This is a genomic window from Agaricicola taiwanensis, assembly GCF_014635245.1.
Lineage (GTDB): Bacteria > Pseudomonadota > Alphaproteobacteria > Rhizobiales > Methylopilaceae > Agaricicola > Agaricicola taiwanensis.
On record NZ_BMCP01000002.1, the window covers coordinates 167,165 to 185,155 of the forward strand.

The following is a 17,991-nucleotide window of genomic DNA, read 5'->3' on the forward strand; positions in this document are numbered from 1 at the left end:
GTCACCCGCTCCGAAGATGCGCCGTGAGCGCGTCGATATAGGCCTTCAATCGCTCGGGGAAATACGCTATCGCCGTGCTGTCGACCTCCGGCAGCCCCGTGGCGGAGAAACGCCGGTGTGCAAGCGCAGGCGGGTAGCCGCGCAACGCCAGGACGGCATGGAGCACCGAGCGGGGCAGGACCGGCGTGGAGGCGACGGAAGGCCGCTGCAATGCCGCGATCAGGAGGTCCTGTGCGTAGGCGAAATTGTTGGTGGGCGCGGCATCATCCGTGATCACAAGGCGCGGCGGCGTGTCTGCCGTCCCGATGAGGGTCAGGATCGCCTCGGTGACTGTCTCCAGGCTGACGAGATGAAGACGGCGCGTGCCGTTCAGCGAGCGTCGTGCCGCGAGGCGCCATGCTGGCGCCTTGGCGGTTTCGCTCGCCAGCGAGGCGAGGTTCTTGCTTCCGGGGCCAAAGACGGCGCCCAGTCGAAGAACGCTGCTTGGAACGGACCTGCTTTCCGCGAGCCGTTCGGCCGCGAGGTGTTCACGGGCATAGTCCGATACCGGCTCCGGCGGCGTATCCGCATCCACGAGTTCGGTTTTGCAGGCACCGTATACATCGATGCTGCTCGCATGGAGAACACGCCGCACGTTTGAACGCCTGATCACCTCACCGAGGCATTCGGCGGCCCGGATGCGCCAGCCGTCGCCGACTGGGCGCAGGAGATCGATCACGACGGTTGCATCATCAAGCGCCCGCAGCAGATCATCCGCCGATTGCAGGTCGACGCGGTGCGACACAACATGATCGCGCCTCTGCCACTGCGGCCGCGTGCGATGAAACAGCAGCCGGAGCCGGCAGCCGCCGGCCGGCCAGCGTTCGGCCAGTGCCCGGCCGATCATCCCGCTGGCGCCAAGCACGGCGACGCTGCCTTGATCGTCAGCCCTTGCCTGGATGTCCGCTTGGCGCGCGCTGATCACGGCGCCGCCAGCCGTTCGGCCTCGCGCCAGACGGTCCGCCGCACGTAGCCGGCATAGCTGAAGATGATCCTGACCACCTTGGTCGATACCAGATCGGCGGCATAATCCTCGACGAGGCGCGGCCGGAACCCGCGTTCATGCTGCTGCATCGCCAGCGTAACCGCTGCCAGAATGCTGTCTGGAGCAAGCCCGCTCATGACCACTGTCGCCTCGTCCATGCCTTCCGGACGCTCGTGCGCATTGCGGATCATGACGGAGGGAAAGCCAAGAATGGAGGCTTCTTCGGTCAAGGTCCCGCTATCGGAGATGACACAGGCGGCGTTCATTTCCAGCTTCACGTAATCGAAGAACCGGAATGGCTGGGCGAAACGGATGAGAGGGTTGAGCCGGCCAAGATTCATGGCCGCCAGTCGCTGACCTGTGCGGGGATGGGTAGATACCAGCACCGGCATTCCATGTTGCCGGATGAGAAGATCGAGCGCGGTTATCAGACCGCGCAGGTTCTCCTCCATGTCCACATTCTCCTCGCGATGGGCGCTGACAACGAAATAGCGGCCGGCCTCGAGCGCCTGATCGCTCAGCACGGTGGAGTCTGCGATAGCCTGGCGGTGATGATCGAGAACCTCCCGCATGGGCGAGCCGGTCTTGATGACTGTCTCCGGCCTGAGGCCCTCGGACAGAAGATAGCGGCGCGCATGCTCGGTATAGGTGAGATTGACGTCGCTGGTGTGGTCGATGATGCGCCGGTTGATTTCCTCCGGCACGCGCTGATCGAAGCAACGGTTGCCCGCTTCCATATGGAAGATGGGGATTTTCCGACGTTTGGCGGCGATGATGCCGAGGCCGGTGTTGGTGTCGCCGAGCAGCAGCATGGCATCGGGCTGCTCGACCGCGAGAACATCGTCAAACCGCTCGATGACGCGCGCGATCATCTGCGCGGGCGTTGTGCCGCCCGCATCCAGGAAATGGTCCGGCTTGCGAAGGCCGAGGTCGCGGAACATCGCGCCGCTGAGCTCGTCATCGAAGTTCTGGCCGCTATGGACCAGGACATGGTCGCACGTCCGGTCCAGCTCCTGAGCGATGAGGCTCAGCTTGATGATCTCGGGTCGCGTGCCGACCAGCGTGACGACTTTCATCGGCACGAAACACCAGAACGTTCTAGAGCCTTGAGGACAGGGACCGCAAAGCAAGCGCTACGACGGACCGTCGGCGGCATTTCCGTATCGGACATCATGAGCTCGTTCAATGTTCCATCTGGGCGCATTCTTGGCCATCTCGATAGTGATGTGGCGGGGGCCGACTAAGGCTGCCGCAGGTATCTCAGGGAGGGCGAGACGGCGGAGTGATCGGCTTGGATATGACAGAGATCGGCAATCATTTTCTCCCAGCTTGGCGACTGATAGCTGAACCTTTCATTGAAAAGGCTTCCGTCCAGGCTGCGATCCACCGCCACGCCCTCATCGGGAATAATCTCGATCGGCAGGCCGAACGAGCGCTTGATGAGGGTAAGCAGGCGGAACTTGTCGATCGGTCTTGATGCGAGGTGATAAAGGCCGGAGGCCGAGGGGTGGCGCTCGACGATCAGGCGCAGGACGTGGCTGAGCTCGTGCGCCGTCAGGCCCGAGAAGACCGCACGGGTGAACCCACGGATCTGTCCGCGTTGGGCCAGCAGCCATTCAAGCAAGCTGCGCTTGCGCGATAATTCGTAGCCGATGAAGGAGGTCCGCAATGTGAGGCAGCCCGGATCACAGACCTCACCGAGGAGCTTGGTCCTGCCATAGATGTCCTCGGCATCGGCGACATCCGCTTCACGGTAGAGCCCGCGCCGCCCGGAGAATACGCAGTCCGTGCTGATGTGAATGAGGCGCGCTCCTCGTGTCCGGCACAGCGCGGCCAGCCGGTGCGGCAGCATGGAATTGATCTCTATGGCCAATAATCTGTCATTGGCATCGTCACGCTGCTTCACGAGACCGATGGCATTGATCACGACCTCTGGCTCGAAGGCATCGACAGCCCGCGCAATGGTGTCGAAGGAGCGTGCGTCGACGCCGCAGAAGCTGCGCTCCGGCGCAAATAAGCCAAAGCAGTGATAATCCCGGAACGGCCGGCGCAGCGTCACGGCCACATCATGCGTGGCTTCGAATTCGGACAGCAGGTGATGCCCGAGCATTCCGTCACCGCCGAGGATCAGGATGCGCATCTTCGGCTTCCATCGAGTTCGGTCAGCCAGCCCTCGATTCGCGCGACGATCTGGTCGAGGGCGAACTCGCGGGCATAATAGGTGCGCCCCGCACCTCCCATGGCCTGACGCGCGGTGGCGTCGAGCAGTGACATCTGGATGGTAGCCTCGGCGAGCGCTTCGGCATCCCCCGCAGGGCAAGCAATACCGGCACCGGCCTCACGTACGATGCGCGCGGTTTCGCCGTCGGTCGCTGCCAGAATGGGCTTGCCTGCCGCGAGATAGGTTTGCAGCTTGGATGGTACCGTGAGCGCGAAAAGCGGATCCTTGTGCAAGGCCACCAGCAGGACGTCCGCTTGCGCGAGCAGGTTCGGCATGGCTGATTGGGGAAAAGGCCCTGTGATGAAGACGGTGTCCTCCAGTTTCTCTATCTCGATCCGCGATCGCAGCGCCGGGCCTGCGCGGCCATCTCCGACAAGGATCCATTTGATGTGGGGCAGATGGCGCGTGCGGTGCGCGGCGTCGAGGACCGTGTGGAGGCCCTGAGCGGCACCAAAGTTGCCGGCGAAGAGGATGCGGAACCCGGCCGGCAGGAGATGCTTCTGCTCGTCATGCGGCGCGTCCGATGGCTCCTGCGGCTCCGGGTTGGCGGGATTGGGCAGGTAGCGGACGTCGGCATCCGGCGACAGGGACCGGACGGGCTGTTCGAACGCGCGTGAGGAAACGCCGATGATATCCGACCGGCGGTAGAGAAATCGCACGAGCCGCCTGACGGTGGCGATGATCATGCGGCTGCGCGTTGCGCCCGTTGCGGCCAGGCTTTCCGGCCATAGGTCCTGCACCCAGAAGATCAGACGTGCGCCGTTCAGCCATTTCACCACGAGCGCGGGTATGCCAACCGTTACCGGGGACGGTTGGAAAACGAGGACGAGGTCGGCCCGTGGCCGGCAAAGAAACGCAGCGACACTCGCTGAAACCGCGAAGGAGAGATAGTTGAGGACCAGTTGGACTGCCGAGCTGCCCCGGGGGATGATCGGCACGCGGAAAACACCGACCCGCCCCTGTGCTTCCCGGCGCGGTGCGAACCCCCGGTAGCCTGGAAAGAGCCGTCCCGTGGGATAATTGGGCATGCCGGTCAGGACGTTGACCCTGTGGCCCAAGGCCGCTAGCCGCTGCGAGACAGTATTTATAATAAAGTTTTCAGGATCGTAATACTGGGAAACAACTAGCAGATCGAGCGTAAGCCCCGATTGTTCTGAGGGCCTACAGTTTACCATGATCGACCCTCAATCTTTTCTGCCGGATCTTCTGTGTGGCAGTGCATTATCAGTGCGGATGCTACCAAGTTGGCATGCCCCAGCCCGTCGCTTGAAGTCAACCGCCACACGGGAAACTGAAAGCACCGGTGGGGAAAACTACCCGGATGAGATGACCGCCAGCCCTCCCGTCCGCGTCGATGGCGCCTATATCCCTGCTATCAACACAGCATGTGCAGCAAGGATCATCGCATGACCTCCCAACCCATCGTCACCTTGAACGACAGCCGCTCCATCCCGCAGATCGGCCTCGGTGTCTGGAAAACGCCTGATGATACCGCCGTCGCGGTGGTCGACACCGCGCTGAAGGCCGGATACCGGCACATCGACACGGCCGCGATCTATGAGAATGAAGCCGGTGTGGGGAAGGGGCTGAAGGCCTCAGGCGTGGCGCGTGAGGACATCTTCATCACCACGAAGCTCTGGAATGACGAACAGGGATTCGACAAGACGCTGCGGGCTTTTGATGCCAGTCTCAAGCGGCTCGGCCTCGATTATGTTGACCTCTACCTCATCCACTGGCCGTCGCCGGCGCGGGGAGCCTATGTGGATAGCTGGAAGGCCTTCCTGCGGCTGAAGGAGGAGGGCCGCGCCAGGTCCATCGGCGTCTCCAACTTCGAGGTGGAACATCTCGACCGCCTGATCGGCGAGACGGGCGTGACACCTGTTCTCAACCAGATCGAGCTTCATCCGCGCTTTCAGCAGCGGGCGCTCCGCAAAGCCCATGCGCAACGCGGCATCGCCACTCAGTCCTGGAGCCCGCTGGGTCAGGGCACGCTGCTGGCTGATCCGGCGATCACCTCGATCGCGAAGAAGCACGGGCGGACGCCGGCACAGGTCATCATCCGCTGGCACATCGACAACGGGCTGGTCGTGATCCCGAAATCGGTGACGCCCAGCCGGATCAAAGAGAACTTCGATGTGTTCGGGTTCAAGCTCGATGGCGAAGATCTCAAGGCCATCGAGGGGCTCGACAGCCGGGATGGCCGGATCGGTCCCAATCCGGTGACTGCGGAATTCTGAGAGCAAGGTCAATGGCGGCCCGCGTCGCGCCTTTGACCTCACAAGTTGCGCCGCCATTGCAACTGCGTTGCGTTGACTGTAGACAATTCTGCAGAGCAGATAACAAAGCTGTCGGAGGAATCATGGGTCGCCCGTTACGTTCGGTCATCATGCGGGGTGGGACCAGCAAGGCTGTGTTCCTGAAGGAAGCCGATCTGCCGCAGGACGAGGCAGCGCGGACCAAAACCATCCTTCAGGTCTTCGGCTCACCCGACAAACGCCAGATCGACGGGCTTGGCGGCGCGGATCCCCTCACCAGCAAGCTCGCCATCATCGGACCGGCGCGCCAGGGTGTGGAGCGGGCGAAGGATACCCACATCACCTACACCTTCGGGCAGGTGGAAATCGCCCATCCCGACATCGACTGGTACAGCCTCTGCGGCAATATCTCGGCCGCTGTCGGCGCTTTTGCAATCTACGAGGGAATGGTGGTGCCGACAGCACCGCTGACCTCGGTGCGCTGCTACAACACCAACCTCGATCGCGTGCTGACCATCGAAGTGCCAGTGGAAAACGGCAGGCCTCTGGAGGCGGGGGACTATGTGGTGCCGGGCGTGCCGGGAACGGGCGCTCGCATCCAGGTGGATTTCTCCGATACTGCCGGCGGCACCACGGGGGCGCTTCTGCCCACGGGTAATCCGACCGACATCCTCACCATCCCCGACTTCGGCGAGGTGGAGGTCACGCTGATCGATACCGGCAACGCCCATGTCTTCGTGCGCGCCAGGGATCTCGGCATCAAGGGCACGGAAACGGCGGCGGAGATCGACCAGAATAAGCCGCTGATCGCGCTTCTTGAGAAGATCCGCGGCGCGGGCGCTTTCCGCATGGGCATGGTCTCCTCGCCGGAAGCGGCGCGGCATGAAAGCCCGGCAACTCCGCTGATCGGCATGGTGAGCGAGCCAGCGGACTATCACGATGCTATCGCCGACCGCACGATCTCGGCCGATGATGTCGATGTGGTCTCGCGGTTGATGTTCATGCAGCAGATGCACAAGGCATATGCCGCCACCAGCACGGCCTGCACCGGGGTCGCGAGCCAGGTGCCGGGTACGCTCGTCTATGAGATGACGCGGCCCGAGGCGCGGACGGCTCTGCGCAACCGCCGCGAGGTCAGGATCGGCCATCCCGCCGGCGTCATCGAGACCGAGACGGAGCTGGAAGAGGTCGACGGTGGCTATAAGGTGAAGCGGGCGACGGTGTCGCGCACAGCCCGGCGCATCATGGAAGGCTATGTCTTCGTGCCGGAGTGATCCGGCACGAAGCGATGATGTGCTCCTGAAGCCTTATTCCGCGGCTTCTCTCAGCTCCCCGCGCAGCACGCGGGCAGCTTCCACCATGTTGATGAGGGCAGGGCGCACCTCGTCCCATTTGCGGGTCTTCAACCCGCAGTCCGGGTTGACCCAGATCTGCTCCGGGGACAGATGCCGCCCCGCGCGCTGCAGGAGGTCGACCATCTCGGCCGTGGCTGGGCAGCGCGGCGAGTGGATGTCGTAAACGCCGGGCCCGATGTCGTTCGGATAGCGGTAGCTGACGAAGGCTTCCAACAGCTCCATCTTGGACCGTGAGGTCTCGATGGAGATGACATCGGCGTCCATGTTGCCGATGGCGGTGATGATGTCGTTGAACTCCGAGTAGCACATATGGGTGTGGATCTGGGTTTCATCCCTGACGCCCGAGGCCGTGATGCGGAAGCTCTCCACCGCCCAGTCCAAATAGTGCTGCCAATCGGCGCGACGGAGCGGCAGGCCCTCGCGCAGGGCGGCCTCGTCGATCTGGATGATCTTCGCGCCTGCGGCTTCGAGGTCGATCACCTCATCACGAATGGCGAGTGCGATCTGGCGGCAGACCGCATCACGGGTGACATCGTCGCGGACGAAAGACCAGTTGAGAATGGTGACCGGGCCCGTGAGCATGCCCTTCATGGGTTTTTCCGCCAGGGACTGCGCGTGCTTCCAAGTGTCGACCGTTATGGGTTCTGGGCGCGAGACATCACCGAAGAGCAGCGGTGGCCGCACGTAGCGCGAACCATAACTTTGCACCCAGCCGTGCTGGGTGAAGGCGAAGCCTGACAGGCGCTCGCCGAAATACTGCACCATGTCGTTGCGCTCGAACTCGCCGTGGACCAGCACATCGAGGCCGATCTCTTCCTGCCACTGCACGCAGGCCGCCGTTTCCCTGGCAAGGAAGGCATCATAATCCGCCTGACTGAGCTGGCCCTTGCCGAACTGGGAGCGAGCCTTGCGCACCTCCGGCGTCTGGGGGAAAGAGCCGATGGTGGTTGTCGGGTAGGAGGGGAGATCGAGCCTCTCCTGCTGCTTCGCCCGCCGCTCAATGAAAGGCGTGGCCCTTATCGCCATGTCAGGCGTCAGCGCACCCATCCTCTTGGCCACCGCGCTGTTGTGCACCTTTGGCGAGGTGCGTCGCGATTCGGCTGCACTGGATGAGGCCCTGAGCTCTTCCGCTGCGGCATCCCGGCCATCGGTCAGGGCGCGGCCGAGAACGGAAAGCTCGCTCATCTTCTGAACCGCGAAGGCGAGCCAACTCTTGAGATCGGGATCGAGGCGCATTTCCTGTTCGAGGTCGATGGGCACATGGAGCAGCGAGCACGACGGCGCCAGCATCACATGATCGCGGCCGCGCTGAGCTACCACGGGCTCGATCCGTTCGAGGATCTTCTCCAGATCGGCGCGCCAGATGTTGCGGCCGTCGATGATCCCGAGCGAAAGGACGAGACCTTCCCGTGCCTTCTCCACCACGGCATCAAGCTGATCAGCGCCCCGCACAAGGTCGAGATGGAGGCCGGCCACAGGAAGGCTGAGCGCCGTCTCGAGGTTGTTGCCGAGATCGCCGAAATAGGTCGTCAGCATGATCTTCACGTTGGGCAGCGCGCGGGCGAGGACGGCATAGGTATCGCGCAGCGCCCGACGAGCCGTATCATCGAGATCGAGCACCAGGCACGGCTCGTCGATCTGCACCCATTCCGCGCCGTTGGCCGAAAGGCGCCGCAGAACCTCGGTATAGACGGGCAGGATGTTCGGCAGCAGCGAGAGTGGGTTGAGCGTGGCGTCTTTCGACTTGCCGAGTTTGAGGAAGGTGACGGGCCCGAGCAGGACAGGGCGCGTCTGATAGCCAAGCGCCTTTGCCTCCCGGTACTCATCCATCGGCTTGGTCGAGCTGAGAGTGAAGGTCTGACCACGCGTGAACTCAGGCACCATGTAATGGTAATTGGTGTCGAACCACTTGGTCATTTCCAGAGCCGGAACGCCGTGGCCGGCGCCATGGCTATGCCCGTGGGCGCAGGCTTCGCCTGATTGTTGCTGGCTGCCACGCGCCATGGCGAAATAGGTGTCCAGCGAAACCTCGCCGCCGTTCCAGCCGTAGATCTCAGGGATGGCGCCGACCATGCAGCTGGTGTCGAGCACCTGATCGTAGAGCGAGAAGTCGTTGGACGGGATTTCGGTCACGCCGAGCGCGTGCTGGCGCGCCCAGTTGGCGGCGCGCAGTTCTGCCGCCGTTGCAAGCAGCGCTGCTGCGTCGGTCTTGCCCGACCAGTAGCTTTCGAGCGCCAGCTTTAATTCGCGGCGCGGCCCGATGCGCGGGACGCCAAGGCTGGCTATGGAAAGAGATTTCTTAGACATCGGCTTGAACCCCAGAAGTTTGGGGGCAAAGGCCGAGCGGACGCGTGTTCGGCGACAAGCAAACGCCGGCCGCAGTCCTCCGCGACACACTGGGACACCCCGCCCGTGGACGTTATCTCGCCGGGGCAGGTCTCCTGGCTCGCGGGTCAAAGCTTGGGGCTGTCTTCCCGGCATCGCCGCCAGTGACATCTGAGCCCTTCGCTCATCGCTTACAGTTGCGGGGGCAGCTCCGGCATTAAACCGGATTCCCTCTTAGCTCCCGACGCAGTGTCGGAAGAACCTCGACAACTTCAGGGTGGCTTAAGCAGGGCCATCCGTCAAGGTGCATATAAGGACATCTTTATATCTCTAATCGGCATTCGGCCTTTCATTTCCCGACAGGCCTCCTATGTTTTTCCAAGAGCGGCAACGGGGAGACAAGCTTGACCATCCGAATCGAAGACTACGCGATGATCGGTGACTGCGAGACGGCGGCCCTCGTATCGCACAACGGGTCGATCGACTGGCTCTGCTTTCCCCGATTTGATTCCTCTGCCTGTTTTGCCGCTCTGCTGGGAAATCCGGACAACGGACGCTGGCTGCTGACGCCGAAGGGACCATTGCTCCACCGCAGCAGGCGCTATCGCCGTGACACGCTGATCCTGGAGACGGAATACGAAACCGCCACAGGGGCGGCGACGGTGATCGACTTCATGCCGCTGCGCGACGGCTCGCGCGATCTCATCCGCATTGTTGCCGGAACGCGGGGCGAGGTCGAATTCGAGGTGGAGTTCACCCTGCGCTGTGATTACGGACGCAGTGTCCCCTGGATCTCGCATGCCGATGATGGGGCGTTGGTGGCCATCGCCGGCCCGGACATGCTCGTTCTGCGCACGCCTGTCGATCTCAAGGGCGAGGACATGCACACCGTCGGCACCTTCACTGTCTCGGCGGGTGAGAGGGTGCCATTCGTCCTGACGCATGCCGCCTCCCATCTCGCCCCCCCGCCAGGCCGCAAGCCGTTCGGCGCGCTGGAGGAGACGGAGGCCTTCTGGCGAGACTTCACCGGCCGCTGTCCCAATGTCGGTCCCTGGACCGAGGATGTGAAGCGCTCGCTGATCACGCTGAAGGCGCTGACCTATATGCCGACGGGCGGCATCGTGGCGGCCGCCACGACCTCCTTGCCCGAGCACATCGGCGGCACGCGCAACTGGGACTATCGCATCTGCTGGCTGCGCGATGCCACCATGACGCTGCTCGCCTTCATGAAGCTCGGCTATTACGAGGAGGCGGAGGCCTGGCGCAACTGGCTGCTCCGCGCTGTCGCCGGCGATCCGGGCCAGATGCAGATCATGTACGGCCTGTCGGGCGAGCGGAACCTTCTGGAATGGGAAGTGCCCTGGCTGGAGGGCTTTCAGAATTCCAAGCCGGTGCGCGTCGGCAACGCCGCCGCCGAGCAATTCCAGCTCGATGTCTATGGCGAAGTGGCCGATGCCATGACGCAAGCCCTGCGCGGTGGGCTGCCCCGGCATCCGCGCACGGGTGCGCTGGCCGAAGTCATCATGCCCTATCTGGAGAAAGCCTGGCGGGAGCCGGACGAAGGCATCTGGGAGGTGCGGGGCCCGCGTCAGCACTTCACCCATTCAAAGGTGATGGCCTGGGTTGCCTTCGACCGCATCGCCACGCTTGCCGCCGAGACAGAAGGTGGCGACGAACTCGCTCGCCGATGGCGCCGCGCGGCCGATGAAATTCACGCCGATGTCTGCGAAAAAGGGTTTGATCCTGAACTGAACACCTTCGTTCAAGCCTACGGATCCAAGGCCTTGGACGCCAGCCTGCTGCATATTCCGATGATGGGGTTCCTGCCACCGGACGATCCGCGGGTGATCGGCCTGGTAGCCGCCATCGAGCAGCACCTGACGGTGGACGGCCTCGTTCAGCGATATTCCACACATATGACAAACGATGGTTTGCCACCCGGCGAGGGCGTTTTCATCGCGTGCAGCTTCTGGCTGGCCGACGTGCTCAACATGCAGGGCCGCAAGGAAGACGCGTTGCGCCTGTTCGAACGGCTGCGGGGGCTTGCCAACGACGTCGGTCTGATGTCGGAGGAGTACGACCCGGCGGCCAGGCAGATGCTGGGCAACTTCCCGCAGGCTTTCAGTCACGTGGGATTGATCAACACGGCGCTGAACCTCGCCAGCCACCATGGACCGGCCGAGGAACGTGCGAAAACGGCCGAGGAGGCTGTTTTCGAGGCCGACTGAGATCGAGCTTCTTGTGCCGAACGGCACGTTGAAGCTACAGAGGCCGGGGGAGCGGGGACCAGGCTGATGAAAATCTCAAAGATCGCGGTGGCGTGCGCCTTCGTATTGATGCTGTCCGCATGCCAGTCAACTTCAGGGGGATCCGCTGGACAGGCGGCTCGAGCACATCACCATTCAGATAGGGTTCTTCTCGAGCAGAGAAGGCGGCTGGGCGACATCCCCGAGCGCGTCAGGCCTGTGGACGTGCGCTTCACAGGAAGTGCTTCTGGAATCCGGGAGTTCAAGCGGCGGATTAGTCGCGACGGCAAATGGAAGATTGTTCAGACGGTTTCTCTTGAGGGTGGTCGTTGGGCACTCGACATTCAGCGCTCGCAAGCTGTGACTCCGGAAGACGTCCGCGGCTTGGCCAAGGCCGGTATCGAGGCTGAACTCCTGCACGACATTGAGTATGACGGCTGGGGCGCTGTTATCGTCACGAAATGAGATTTCGCGCGCGACCACCCCTCAGCTTTCGATCACCGTTCCTGCCTTGAAAAAGCAGTCTGAGGATTTGATTCCGATTTTGACGGTAGCGCTTTGATGCTACTCGGCTTTAAGCAAAGCCCGCGCGCTTCAACCGTACGAAGATCAGGTCCAGCGCCGAGAGGAAAGCGGACCGATCCTTGGCCGCGAAGGGGCGGGGGCCTCCGGTGACTTCACCGGCGGAACGCAACTGGTCCATGAGATTGCGGGTCGCCAAGGTCATGCCGATGCTTTCCTCGGTAAAGGGCTTTCCCTTCGGCGAGAGCACATCGGCGCCCGCCGCCACGCAGCGCGCGGCCAGCGGGATGTCGGTGGTGATGACCACGGTGCCGCGACGGGCGCGTTCGGCGATCCAGTCGTCGGCCACATCGGGGCCGGCCGGGACGATCACGCGCTCGATCAGCGGATCGCGCGGCACCTGCATGAAGCTGTTCGCCACGACATAGGTTTTGACGCCGTGGCGTACGGCCACGCGATAGGTCTCGTCCTTCACGGGGCAGGCGTCGGCGTCGATGTAGACCAGGATCTTTCGATCGTCGGAGGCAGTTTGGTTTTCCATACCGTGGGGAATAGCGCGGGTTTGGCGGCAGGGAAACAGGAGAGGGCGATCGCCGCCAACCGGCGGCCGCCCCGACAGTTTCAACGCCGCTTCAAAGCGCCAGTCCACCTCTCGCGAAATTCCTGCCTCTGGGGATTGCGGTGAAATGTCGATGCTCGCTCCACGACCTATTGACGGCTTCATGCTTCTGGATACTAAATCTAGTCATCGTGGTGCTCCCGACTCAGGATCGGGCTGGGAGCTAAGAGGGAATCCGGTAGGGCTGAGAGCAGCCTGATCCGGAGCTGCCCCCGCAACTGTGAGCGGTGAGCGTGTGCCGACCGGAGGCCACTGGTGTTTCGACACCGGGAAGGCCGGCACGACGCGACGATCCGCGAGCCAGGAGACCTGCCACGACAAGTAAGTTTGAACGTCCACGGGCGGGGTGTACCGGTGGGTCGCTTGGCGAAGCGTGCGCACAGCCATGTGCGCCCGCCGTCTTGCCGTCCCTTCGGCCCATCTCCCAAAACAGTTGGGAAGAATGCCGATGTCTCTCACTCTCGAAACCAGATCCGCCGATGGCGCCGGCCCCGCTCCAGTGGCACCGACGATCGCGCGCACGCCTGCCGAACCGGGATTCCAGGTCATCCGCCGCAACGGCGGAGTGACGCCCTTCGACGCCACCAAGATCACCGTTGCCCTGACCAAGGCCTTCCTGGCTGTGGAAGGACATAGCGCGGCGGCCTCACGCCGCGTGCATGAGAGCGTCGAGGAGATGACGAGTCAGGTCGTCACCGCCCTGATGCGCCGCGCCGATACCGGCCGCACCTTCCACATCGAGGACATTCAGGACCAGGTGGAACTGGCCCTGATGCGCAGTGAGCACCACAAGGTGGCCCGCGCCTATGTGCTCTACCGCGAGGAGCGGGCTCGCGAGCGGTTGCAGGCCAAGGAAGAAACGCGGGAGGAGGCGTTCAGCCCCGCTCTGCGCATGAAAAACGCCGAGGGCGACCTCGTGCCGCTTAACGCCGCGCGCCTGACGATGCTGATCCGGGAAGCCTGCGAAGGCCTCGCCGACGTTTCGGCCGAGCCTGTACTCACCGAGACCAAGCGCAACCTTTATGATGGCATCTCAATCAAGGAACTGGCCCAGGCGCCGATCCTGGCCGCCCGCACGCTGATCGAGACCGAGCCGAACTACTCCTATGTTTCGGCCCGCCTGCTGCTCGACCTCTTGCGCCGTGAGGTTCTCACCGGCGTCATGGGAGCGCCTGAAGAGGCCACCCAGGCGCAGATGACCAAGCGTTACGCCGAATATTTCCCGGCCTATATCGCCAAGGGCATCCACGTCGATCTGCTCGACCCCGAGCTTGGCCGTTTTGACCTGGCGAGGCTCGCCGCCGCGCTGAAGCCGGAGCGCGACCTCAACTTCCAGTTCCTCGGCCTTCAGACGCTCTATGACCGCTACTTCCTGCATCATCGCGGCACCCGCATCGAGCTGCCGCAGGCCTTCTTCATGCGCGTCGCCATGGGTCTTGCCCTGCGCGAGATCGATCGTGAAGCGAAAGCCATTGAGTTCTACGACCTGCTGTCGTCCTTCGACTTCATGGCCTCCACCCCGACGCTGTTCAACTCCGGCACCCAGCGTTCGCAGCTCTCGTCCTGCTTCCTGACCACCGTTGCCGATGACCTCGACGGCATCTTCAAGGCCATCAAGGACAATGCGCTGCTCGCCAAATATTCCGGCGGTCTCGGTAACGACTGGACGCCGGTGCGCGGCCTCGGCGCCCACATCAAGGGCACCAACGGCGAGAGCCAGGGCGTTGTGCCCTTCCTGAAGGTCGCCAACGACACGGCCATCGCCGTGAACCAGGGCGGCAAACGCAAGGGCGCGGTCTGCGCTTACCTCGAGACCTGGCACATCGACCTCGAGGAATTCCTCGACCTCAGGAAGAACACGGGCGACGATCGTCGCCGCACCCATGACATGAACACCGCAAACTGGGTGCCCGACCTCTTCATGCAGCGCGTGGAGGAAAACGGCGACTGGACCCTGTTCTCGCCCGACGAGACGCCCGACCTGCACGACCTCTACGGTCCGGCCTTCGCCAAGGCCTATGAGGCCTATGAGGCGAAAGCGGCACGCGGCGAGATGCGCGTCTACAAGCAGATCAAGGCGCTGGACCTGTGGCGGCGCATGCTGACCATGCTGTTCGAGACCGGCCATCCCTGGGTCACCTTCAAGGATCCCTGCAATATCCGGTCGCCCCAGGGCCATGTGGGCGTGGTGCATTCGTCCAACCTCTGCACCGAGATCACGCTCAACACGTCGAAGGACGAGGTGGCGGTCTGCAACCTGGGTTCCATCAACCTCGCCCAGCATGTGACGCCCCAAGGCCTCGACATGGAGCGCCTGGCGCGCACGGTGAAGACGGCGACGCGGATGCTCGACAATGTCATCGACATCAACTTCTACACCATCCCGGAGGCGCGGAACTCCAACCTGAAGCACCGGCCGGTCGGCCTTGGTCTCATGGGCTTCCAGGACGCGCTGCACACGCTGCGCATCCCGACGGAATCGCAGGAAGCGGTGGAATTTGCCGACCGCAGCATGGAGGCGATCTCCTACCATGCCATCTCCGGCTCGGTGGATCTTGCCGAGGAGCGTGGCCGCTATCCGTCCTTCCAAGGCTCGCTCTGGTCCAAGGGCGTGCTGCCGATCGACAGCATTGAGCGGCTGGCGGAGGCGCGCGGCGGCGTGCTGGAGATGGATCGTTCGCAGACGCTCGATTGGGAAGCCCTGCGCAAGCGGGTGAAGAAGAGCGGCATGCGCAACTCCAACGTCATGGCGATCGCGCCCACGGCGACGATCTCCAACATCTGCGGCGTCGCCCAGTCCATCGAGCCCGCCTATCGCAACCTCTATGTGAAGTCGAACATGTCGGGCGATTTCACGCTGGTGAACCCGGCGCTGGTCAAGGACCTGAAGGAGCGCGGCCTCTGGGACGAGGTGATGATCTCGGACCTGAAGTATTTCGACGGCAGCCTTGGCGCCATCGACCGTGTGCCCGATGACCTGAAGGCGCTCTATGCGACCGCCTTCGAGATCGACAGCTCCTGGCTGATCGAGGCGGCGTCGCGCCGGCAGAAGTGGATCGACCAGGCGCAGTCGCTCAACCTCTATATCGCCAACCCGAACGGCAAGAAGCTGGACGCGCTCTATCGCTTCGCCTGGAAGCGCGGCCTGAAGACCACCTATTACCTGCGTTCGCAGAGCGCGACGCATGTGGAGAAATCGACGCTGAAGGGGACGGACGGCAAGCTGAACGCCGTTTCTGCCACGGTGGCGACGGCGGCTGAGCCCATCACGGTTCCGAACGCCTGCTCCATCGACGATCCCACCTGTGAGGCTTGCCAGTAAGGCCGCTTGTTACCATCCAACGTCATGGCTGGGCCTGGCCCGGCTATGACGGAGAAAGCCAATCAACTCCAAGGATACCGCCATGCTCGACTGGTCCGAACCGTCTGCAACTCCCAAAGTCCCCGTGGCCCCGCAGGCTGGCCCCAAGGCCGACGCCACCGGCCTCGGTGAGATCGAACGCGGCGGTGCCCGGGTTTCGGTCGACGACAAGGCCATGATCAACTGCCGCGCCGACGTGAACCAGCTCCTGCCGCTGAAATACAAATGGGCTTGGGACAAGTACCTCGCCGGCTGCAACAACCATTGGATGCCGACCGAAGTCTCCATGCAGGCGGACATCGCGCTGTGGAAGTCGCGCGACGGCCTGACCGAGGACGAGCGCCGCGCCATCAAACGCAACCTCGGCTTTTTCGCCGCCTCCGAGAGCCTCGTCGCCAACAACATCGTGCTGGCGATCTACCGCCACCTGACCAACCCCGAGTGCCGGCAGTATCTCTTGCGCCAAGCCTTCGAGGAGGCGGTGCACACCCACACCTTCCAGTACATCGTGGAGAGCCTTGGCCTCGATGAGGGTGAACTCTTCAACATGTACCGTGAGGTGCCCTCGATCACGGACAAGGCTGCCTGGGCGCTGAAGCACACCCAGAACCTGGAGAACCCAGACTTCCAAACGGGCACGCTTGAGAGCGATCAGGCCTTCGTGCGCGATCTCATTGCCTTCTACGTCATCTTCGAAGGCATGTGGTTCTATACGGGCTTTGCACAGATCCTGTCGCTGGGCCGCCGCAACAAGATGGTCGGCATCGCCGAGCAGTACCAGTACATCCTGCGCGACGAGAGCATCCATCTGAACTTCGGCATCGACGTGATCAACCAGATCAAGATCGAGAACCCGCAGATCTGGACCAAGACCTTCCAGGATGAGGTCCGTCAGATGGTGAAGGAGGCCGCCGAGCTGGAAGCCGCCTATGGCCGCGATACCATGCCGCGTGGCTTCCTCGGCCTGAACCCGGCGCTGTGCGAGCAGTACATGCACTTCATCGCCAACCGTCGCTGCCAGCAGATCGGCCTCGCGCCTGTGTTCGCCGAGACGGAGAACCCGTTCCCCTGGATGTCTGAGGCCATGGACCTCAAGAAGGAGAAGAACTTCTTCGAAACCCGCGTCATCGAATATCAGAACGGCGGCTCGCTGGCCTGGGACTGACCCTCAGTCCTCTTGAACTTGCTTCGCATCGACATAGCTCGAAGGGGCGGCCGTCTGGTCGCTCCCTTTCTCATTTCAGCGGAACAGAGACCTATGCAGATCGACCTCAGCGGCAAGACCGCCATCGTGACCGGCTCCACCGAAGGCATCGGCTATGCGGCCGCCGAGGGCCTCGTGCGTGCTGGTGCCAGTGTCGTGATCAACGGACGCGGGCAGGGCAAGGTGGATGTCGCCGTGGCGCGTGTGGGGGCGGCGGTCGCGGGTGCCACCGTGCGTGGTGTCGCGGCTGATCTCTCGACCGCCGAGGGCTGCGGGATCCTCACACGGGCTGTTCCGTCGGCAGATATTCTCGTCAACAACCTCGGCGTCTTTGGCCCGCAGCCGTTCTTCGACATTCCCGACGGCGAATGGGAGCGTTTCTTCCAGACCAACATCATGTCGGGTGTCCGTCTGTCGCGCGCCTACATGACGGGCATGATGGAGCGCGGATGGGGAAGGGTGGTGTTCCTGTCCTCCGAATCCGCCCTCAACATTCCGGCTGACATGATCCACTACGGCGTGACGAAGACGGCTCTGCTTGGCCTCTCGCGCGGTCTGGCTAAACTGGCGGCCGGCAGCGGCGTCACGGTGAATGCTGTGCTTCCCGGGCCCACGATGTCGGAAGGTGTCGAGCGCATGCTGTCTGATGAAGCTGAAAAGTCGGGCAAGACGCTCGAGCAGACGGGCGAGGAATTCGTGAAGCGCGAGCGGCCGTCATCGATCATCCAGCGTGTCGCGCGGCCGGAGGAGGTCGCCAATATGATCGTCTATGTCTGCTCGCCTCAGGCCTCGGCCAGCACCGGCGCGGCGCTCAGGGTCGACGGCGGTGTGGTCGACAGCATCGTGCCGTAGCGGCACG

Annotated in this window: 13 protein-coding genes and 2 riboswitches; of the genes, 7 read left to right on the top strand and 6 right to left on the bottom strand. The window is 63.1% G+C overall.

Annotated elements, in window-relative coordinates:
• Position 1: 1 nt before the first annotated feature.
• The 4 genes from IEV58_RS08250 to IEV58_RS08265 all read right to left on the bottom strand — a co-directional run bounded on the left by IEV58_RS08250 (position 2) and on the right by IEV58_RS08265 (position 4,420).
• Positions 2 to 964 carry an NAD-dependent epimerase/dehydratase family protein gene (locus IEV58_RS08250; protein ID WP_188409276.1) on the bottom strand — a complete coding sequence of 321 codons (963 nt, stop codon included), beginning with the start codon at positions 962 to 964 and terminating at the stop codon, positions 2 to 4.
• Positions 961 to 2,100: a UDP-N-acetyl glucosamine 2-epimerase gene (locus tag IEV58_RS08255; protein ID WP_188410234.1), complete on the bottom strand. Its 1,140-nt coding sequence runs from the start codon at positions 2,098 to 2,100 to the stop codon at positions 961 to 963. The genes IEV58_RS08250 and IEV58_RS08255 overlap by 4 nt, the downstream gene beginning before the upstream one ends.
• A gap of 164 nt (positions 2,101 to 2,264) precedes the next feature.
• Positions 2,265 to 3,164: a dTDP-4-dehydrorhamnose reductase family protein gene (locus IEV58_RS08260; RefSeq protein WP_188409277.1), complete on the bottom strand. Its 900-nt coding sequence runs from the start codon at positions 3,162 to 3,164 to the stop codon at positions 2,265 to 2,267.
• Entirely contained in the window at positions 3,152 to 4,420 is a 1,269-nt protein-coding gene (locus IEV58_RS08265; RefSeq protein WP_268235571.1) for a glycosyltransferase family 4 protein, read from the bottom strand. The genes IEV58_RS08260 and IEV58_RS08265 overlap by 13 nt, the downstream gene beginning before the upstream one ends.
• 231 nt (positions 4,421 to 4,651) lie before the next feature.
• Here IEV58_RS08265 and IEV58_RS08270 point away from each other — a divergent pair, with 231 nt between their 5' ends.
• Entirely contained in the window at positions 4,652 to 5,482 is an 831-nt protein-coding gene (locus IEV58_RS08270) for an aldo/keto reductase (RefSeq protein WP_188409279.1), read from the top strand.
• A 122-nt stretch (positions 5,483 to 5,604) separates the two neighbouring features.
• Positions 5,605 to 6,774, top strand: coding sequence for a 2-methylaconitate cis-trans isomerase PrpF family protein (locus IEV58_RS08275; RefSeq protein WP_188409280.1), 1,170 nt, complete (start codon positions 5,605 to 5,607; stop codon positions 6,772 to 6,774).
• A 33-nt stretch (positions 6,775 to 6,807) separates the two neighbouring features.
• Here IEV58_RS08275 and metE read toward each other — a convergent pair whose 3' ends face one another.
• A complete protein-coding gene (metE, locus tag IEV58_RS08280; RefSeq protein WP_188409281.1) occupies positions 6,808 to 9,162 on the bottom strand; it encodes a 5-methyltetrahydropteroyltriglutamate--homocysteine S-methyltransferase in 2,355 nt (784 codons plus the stop codon).
• A 107-nt stretch (positions 9,163 to 9,269) separates the two neighbouring features.
• Positions 9,270 to 9,461, bottom strand: a riboswitch (cobalamin riboswitch).
• A gap of 123 nt (positions 9,462 to 9,584) precedes the next feature.
• Between metE and IEV58_RS08285 the strand changes: the two genes are divergently transcribed.
• Positions 9,585 to 11,408, top strand: a complete 1,824-nt coding sequence (locus tag IEV58_RS08285; RefSeq protein ID WP_188409282.1) for a glycoside hydrolase family 15 protein — start codon at positions 9,585 to 9,587, stop codon at positions 11,406 to 11,408.
• Between the two features lie 66 nt (positions 11,409 to 11,474).
• A complete protein-coding gene (locus IEV58_RS08290; protein ID WP_188409283.1) occupies positions 11,475 to 11,891 on the top strand; it encodes a hypothetical protein in 417 nt (138 codons plus the stop codon).
• Between the two features lie 109 nt (positions 11,892 to 12,000).
• On the opposite strand, the gene IEV58_RS08295 is transcribed toward IEV58_RS08290, so the two are convergent.
• Positions 12,001 to 12,489: a YaiI/YqxD family protein gene (locus IEV58_RS08295; protein ID WP_188409284.1), complete on the bottom strand. Its 489-nt coding sequence runs from the start codon at positions 12,487 to 12,489 to the stop codon at positions 12,001 to 12,003.
• Positions 12,490 to 12,682: 193 nt separating this feature from the next.
• A riboswitch (cobalamin riboswitch) is annotated at positions 12,683 to 12,898 on the top strand.
• Positions 12,899 to 13,015: 117 nt separating this feature from the next.
• On the opposite strand from IEV58_RS08295, the gene IEV58_RS08300 reads away from it, so the two are divergent.
• From IEV58_RS08300 to IEV58_RS08310, 3 genes are all read left to right on the top strand, one after another.
• Positions 13,016 to 15,889: a ribonucleoside-diphosphate reductase subunit alpha gene (locus IEV58_RS08300; protein ID WP_188409285.1), complete on the top strand. Its 2,874-nt coding sequence runs from the start codon at positions 13,016 to 13,018 to the stop codon at positions 15,887 to 15,889.
• Positions 15,890 to 15,971: 82 nt separating this feature from the next.
• The gene (locus IEV58_RS08305; RefSeq protein ID WP_188409286.1) at positions 15,972 to 17,093 is read left to right on the top strand and encodes a ribonucleotide-diphosphate reductase subunit beta; all 1,122 of its coding nucleotides are present in this window, start codon (positions 15,972 to 15,974) and stop codon (positions 17,091 to 17,093) included.
• Positions 17,094 to 17,186: 93 nt separating this feature from the next.
• Positions 17,187 to 17,984, top strand: coding sequence for an SDR family NAD(P)-dependent oxidoreductase (locus IEV58_RS08310; protein ID WP_188409287.1), 798 nt, complete (start codon positions 17,187 to 17,189; stop codon positions 17,982 to 17,984).
• Positions 17,985 to 17,991 lie beyond the last annotated feature (7 nt).

What these genes read in the sequence shown, in the direction of transcription:
- IEV58_RS08255 (WP_188410234.1), bottom strand. Translation starts at nt 2,100, where the DNA reads ATGAAAGTCGTCACGCTGGTCGGCACGCGACCCGAGATCATCAAGCTG.
- IEV58_RS08260 (WP_188409277.1), bottom strand. Translation starts at nt 3,164, where the DNA reads ATGCGCATCCTGATCCTCGGCGGTGACGGAATGCTCGGGCATCACCTG.
- IEV58_RS08265 (WP_268235571.1), bottom strand. Translation starts at nt 4,420, where the DNA reads ATGGTAAACTGTAGGCCCTCAGAACAATCGGGGCTTACGCTCGATCTG.
- IEV58_RS08270 (WP_188409279.1), top strand. Translation starts at nt 4,652, where the DNA reads ATGACCTCCCAACCCATCGTCACCTTGAACGACAGCCGCTCCATCCCG.
- IEV58_RS08275 (WP_188409280.1), top strand. Translation starts at nt 5,605, where the DNA reads ATGGGTCGCCCGTTACGTTCGGTCATCATGCGGGGTGGGACCAGCAAG.
- metE (WP_188409281.1), bottom strand. Translation starts at nt 9,162, where the DNA reads ATGTCTAAGAAATCTCTTTCCATAGCCAGCCTTGGCGTCCCGCGCATC.
- IEV58_RS08290 (WP_188409283.1), top strand. Translation starts at nt 11,475, where the DNA reads ATGAAAATCTCAAAGATCGCGGTGGCGTGCGCCTTCGTATTGATGCTG.
- IEV58_RS08295 (WP_188409284.1), bottom strand. Translation starts at nt 12,489, where the DNA reads ATGGAAAACCAAACTGCCTCCGACGATCGAAAGATCCTGGTCTACATC.
- IEV58_RS08300 (WP_188409285.1), top strand. Translation starts at nt 13,016, where the DNA reads ATGTCTCTCACTCTCGAAACCAGATCCGCCGATGGCGCCGGCCCCGCT.
- IEV58_RS08305 (WP_188409286.1), top strand. Translation starts at nt 15,972, where the DNA reads ATGCTCGACTGGTCCGAACCGTCTGCAACTCCCAAAGTCCCCGTGGCC.
- IEV58_RS08310 (WP_188409287.1), top strand. Translation starts at nt 17,187, where the DNA reads ATGCAGATCGACCTCAGCGGCAAGACCGCCATCGTGACCGGCTCCACC.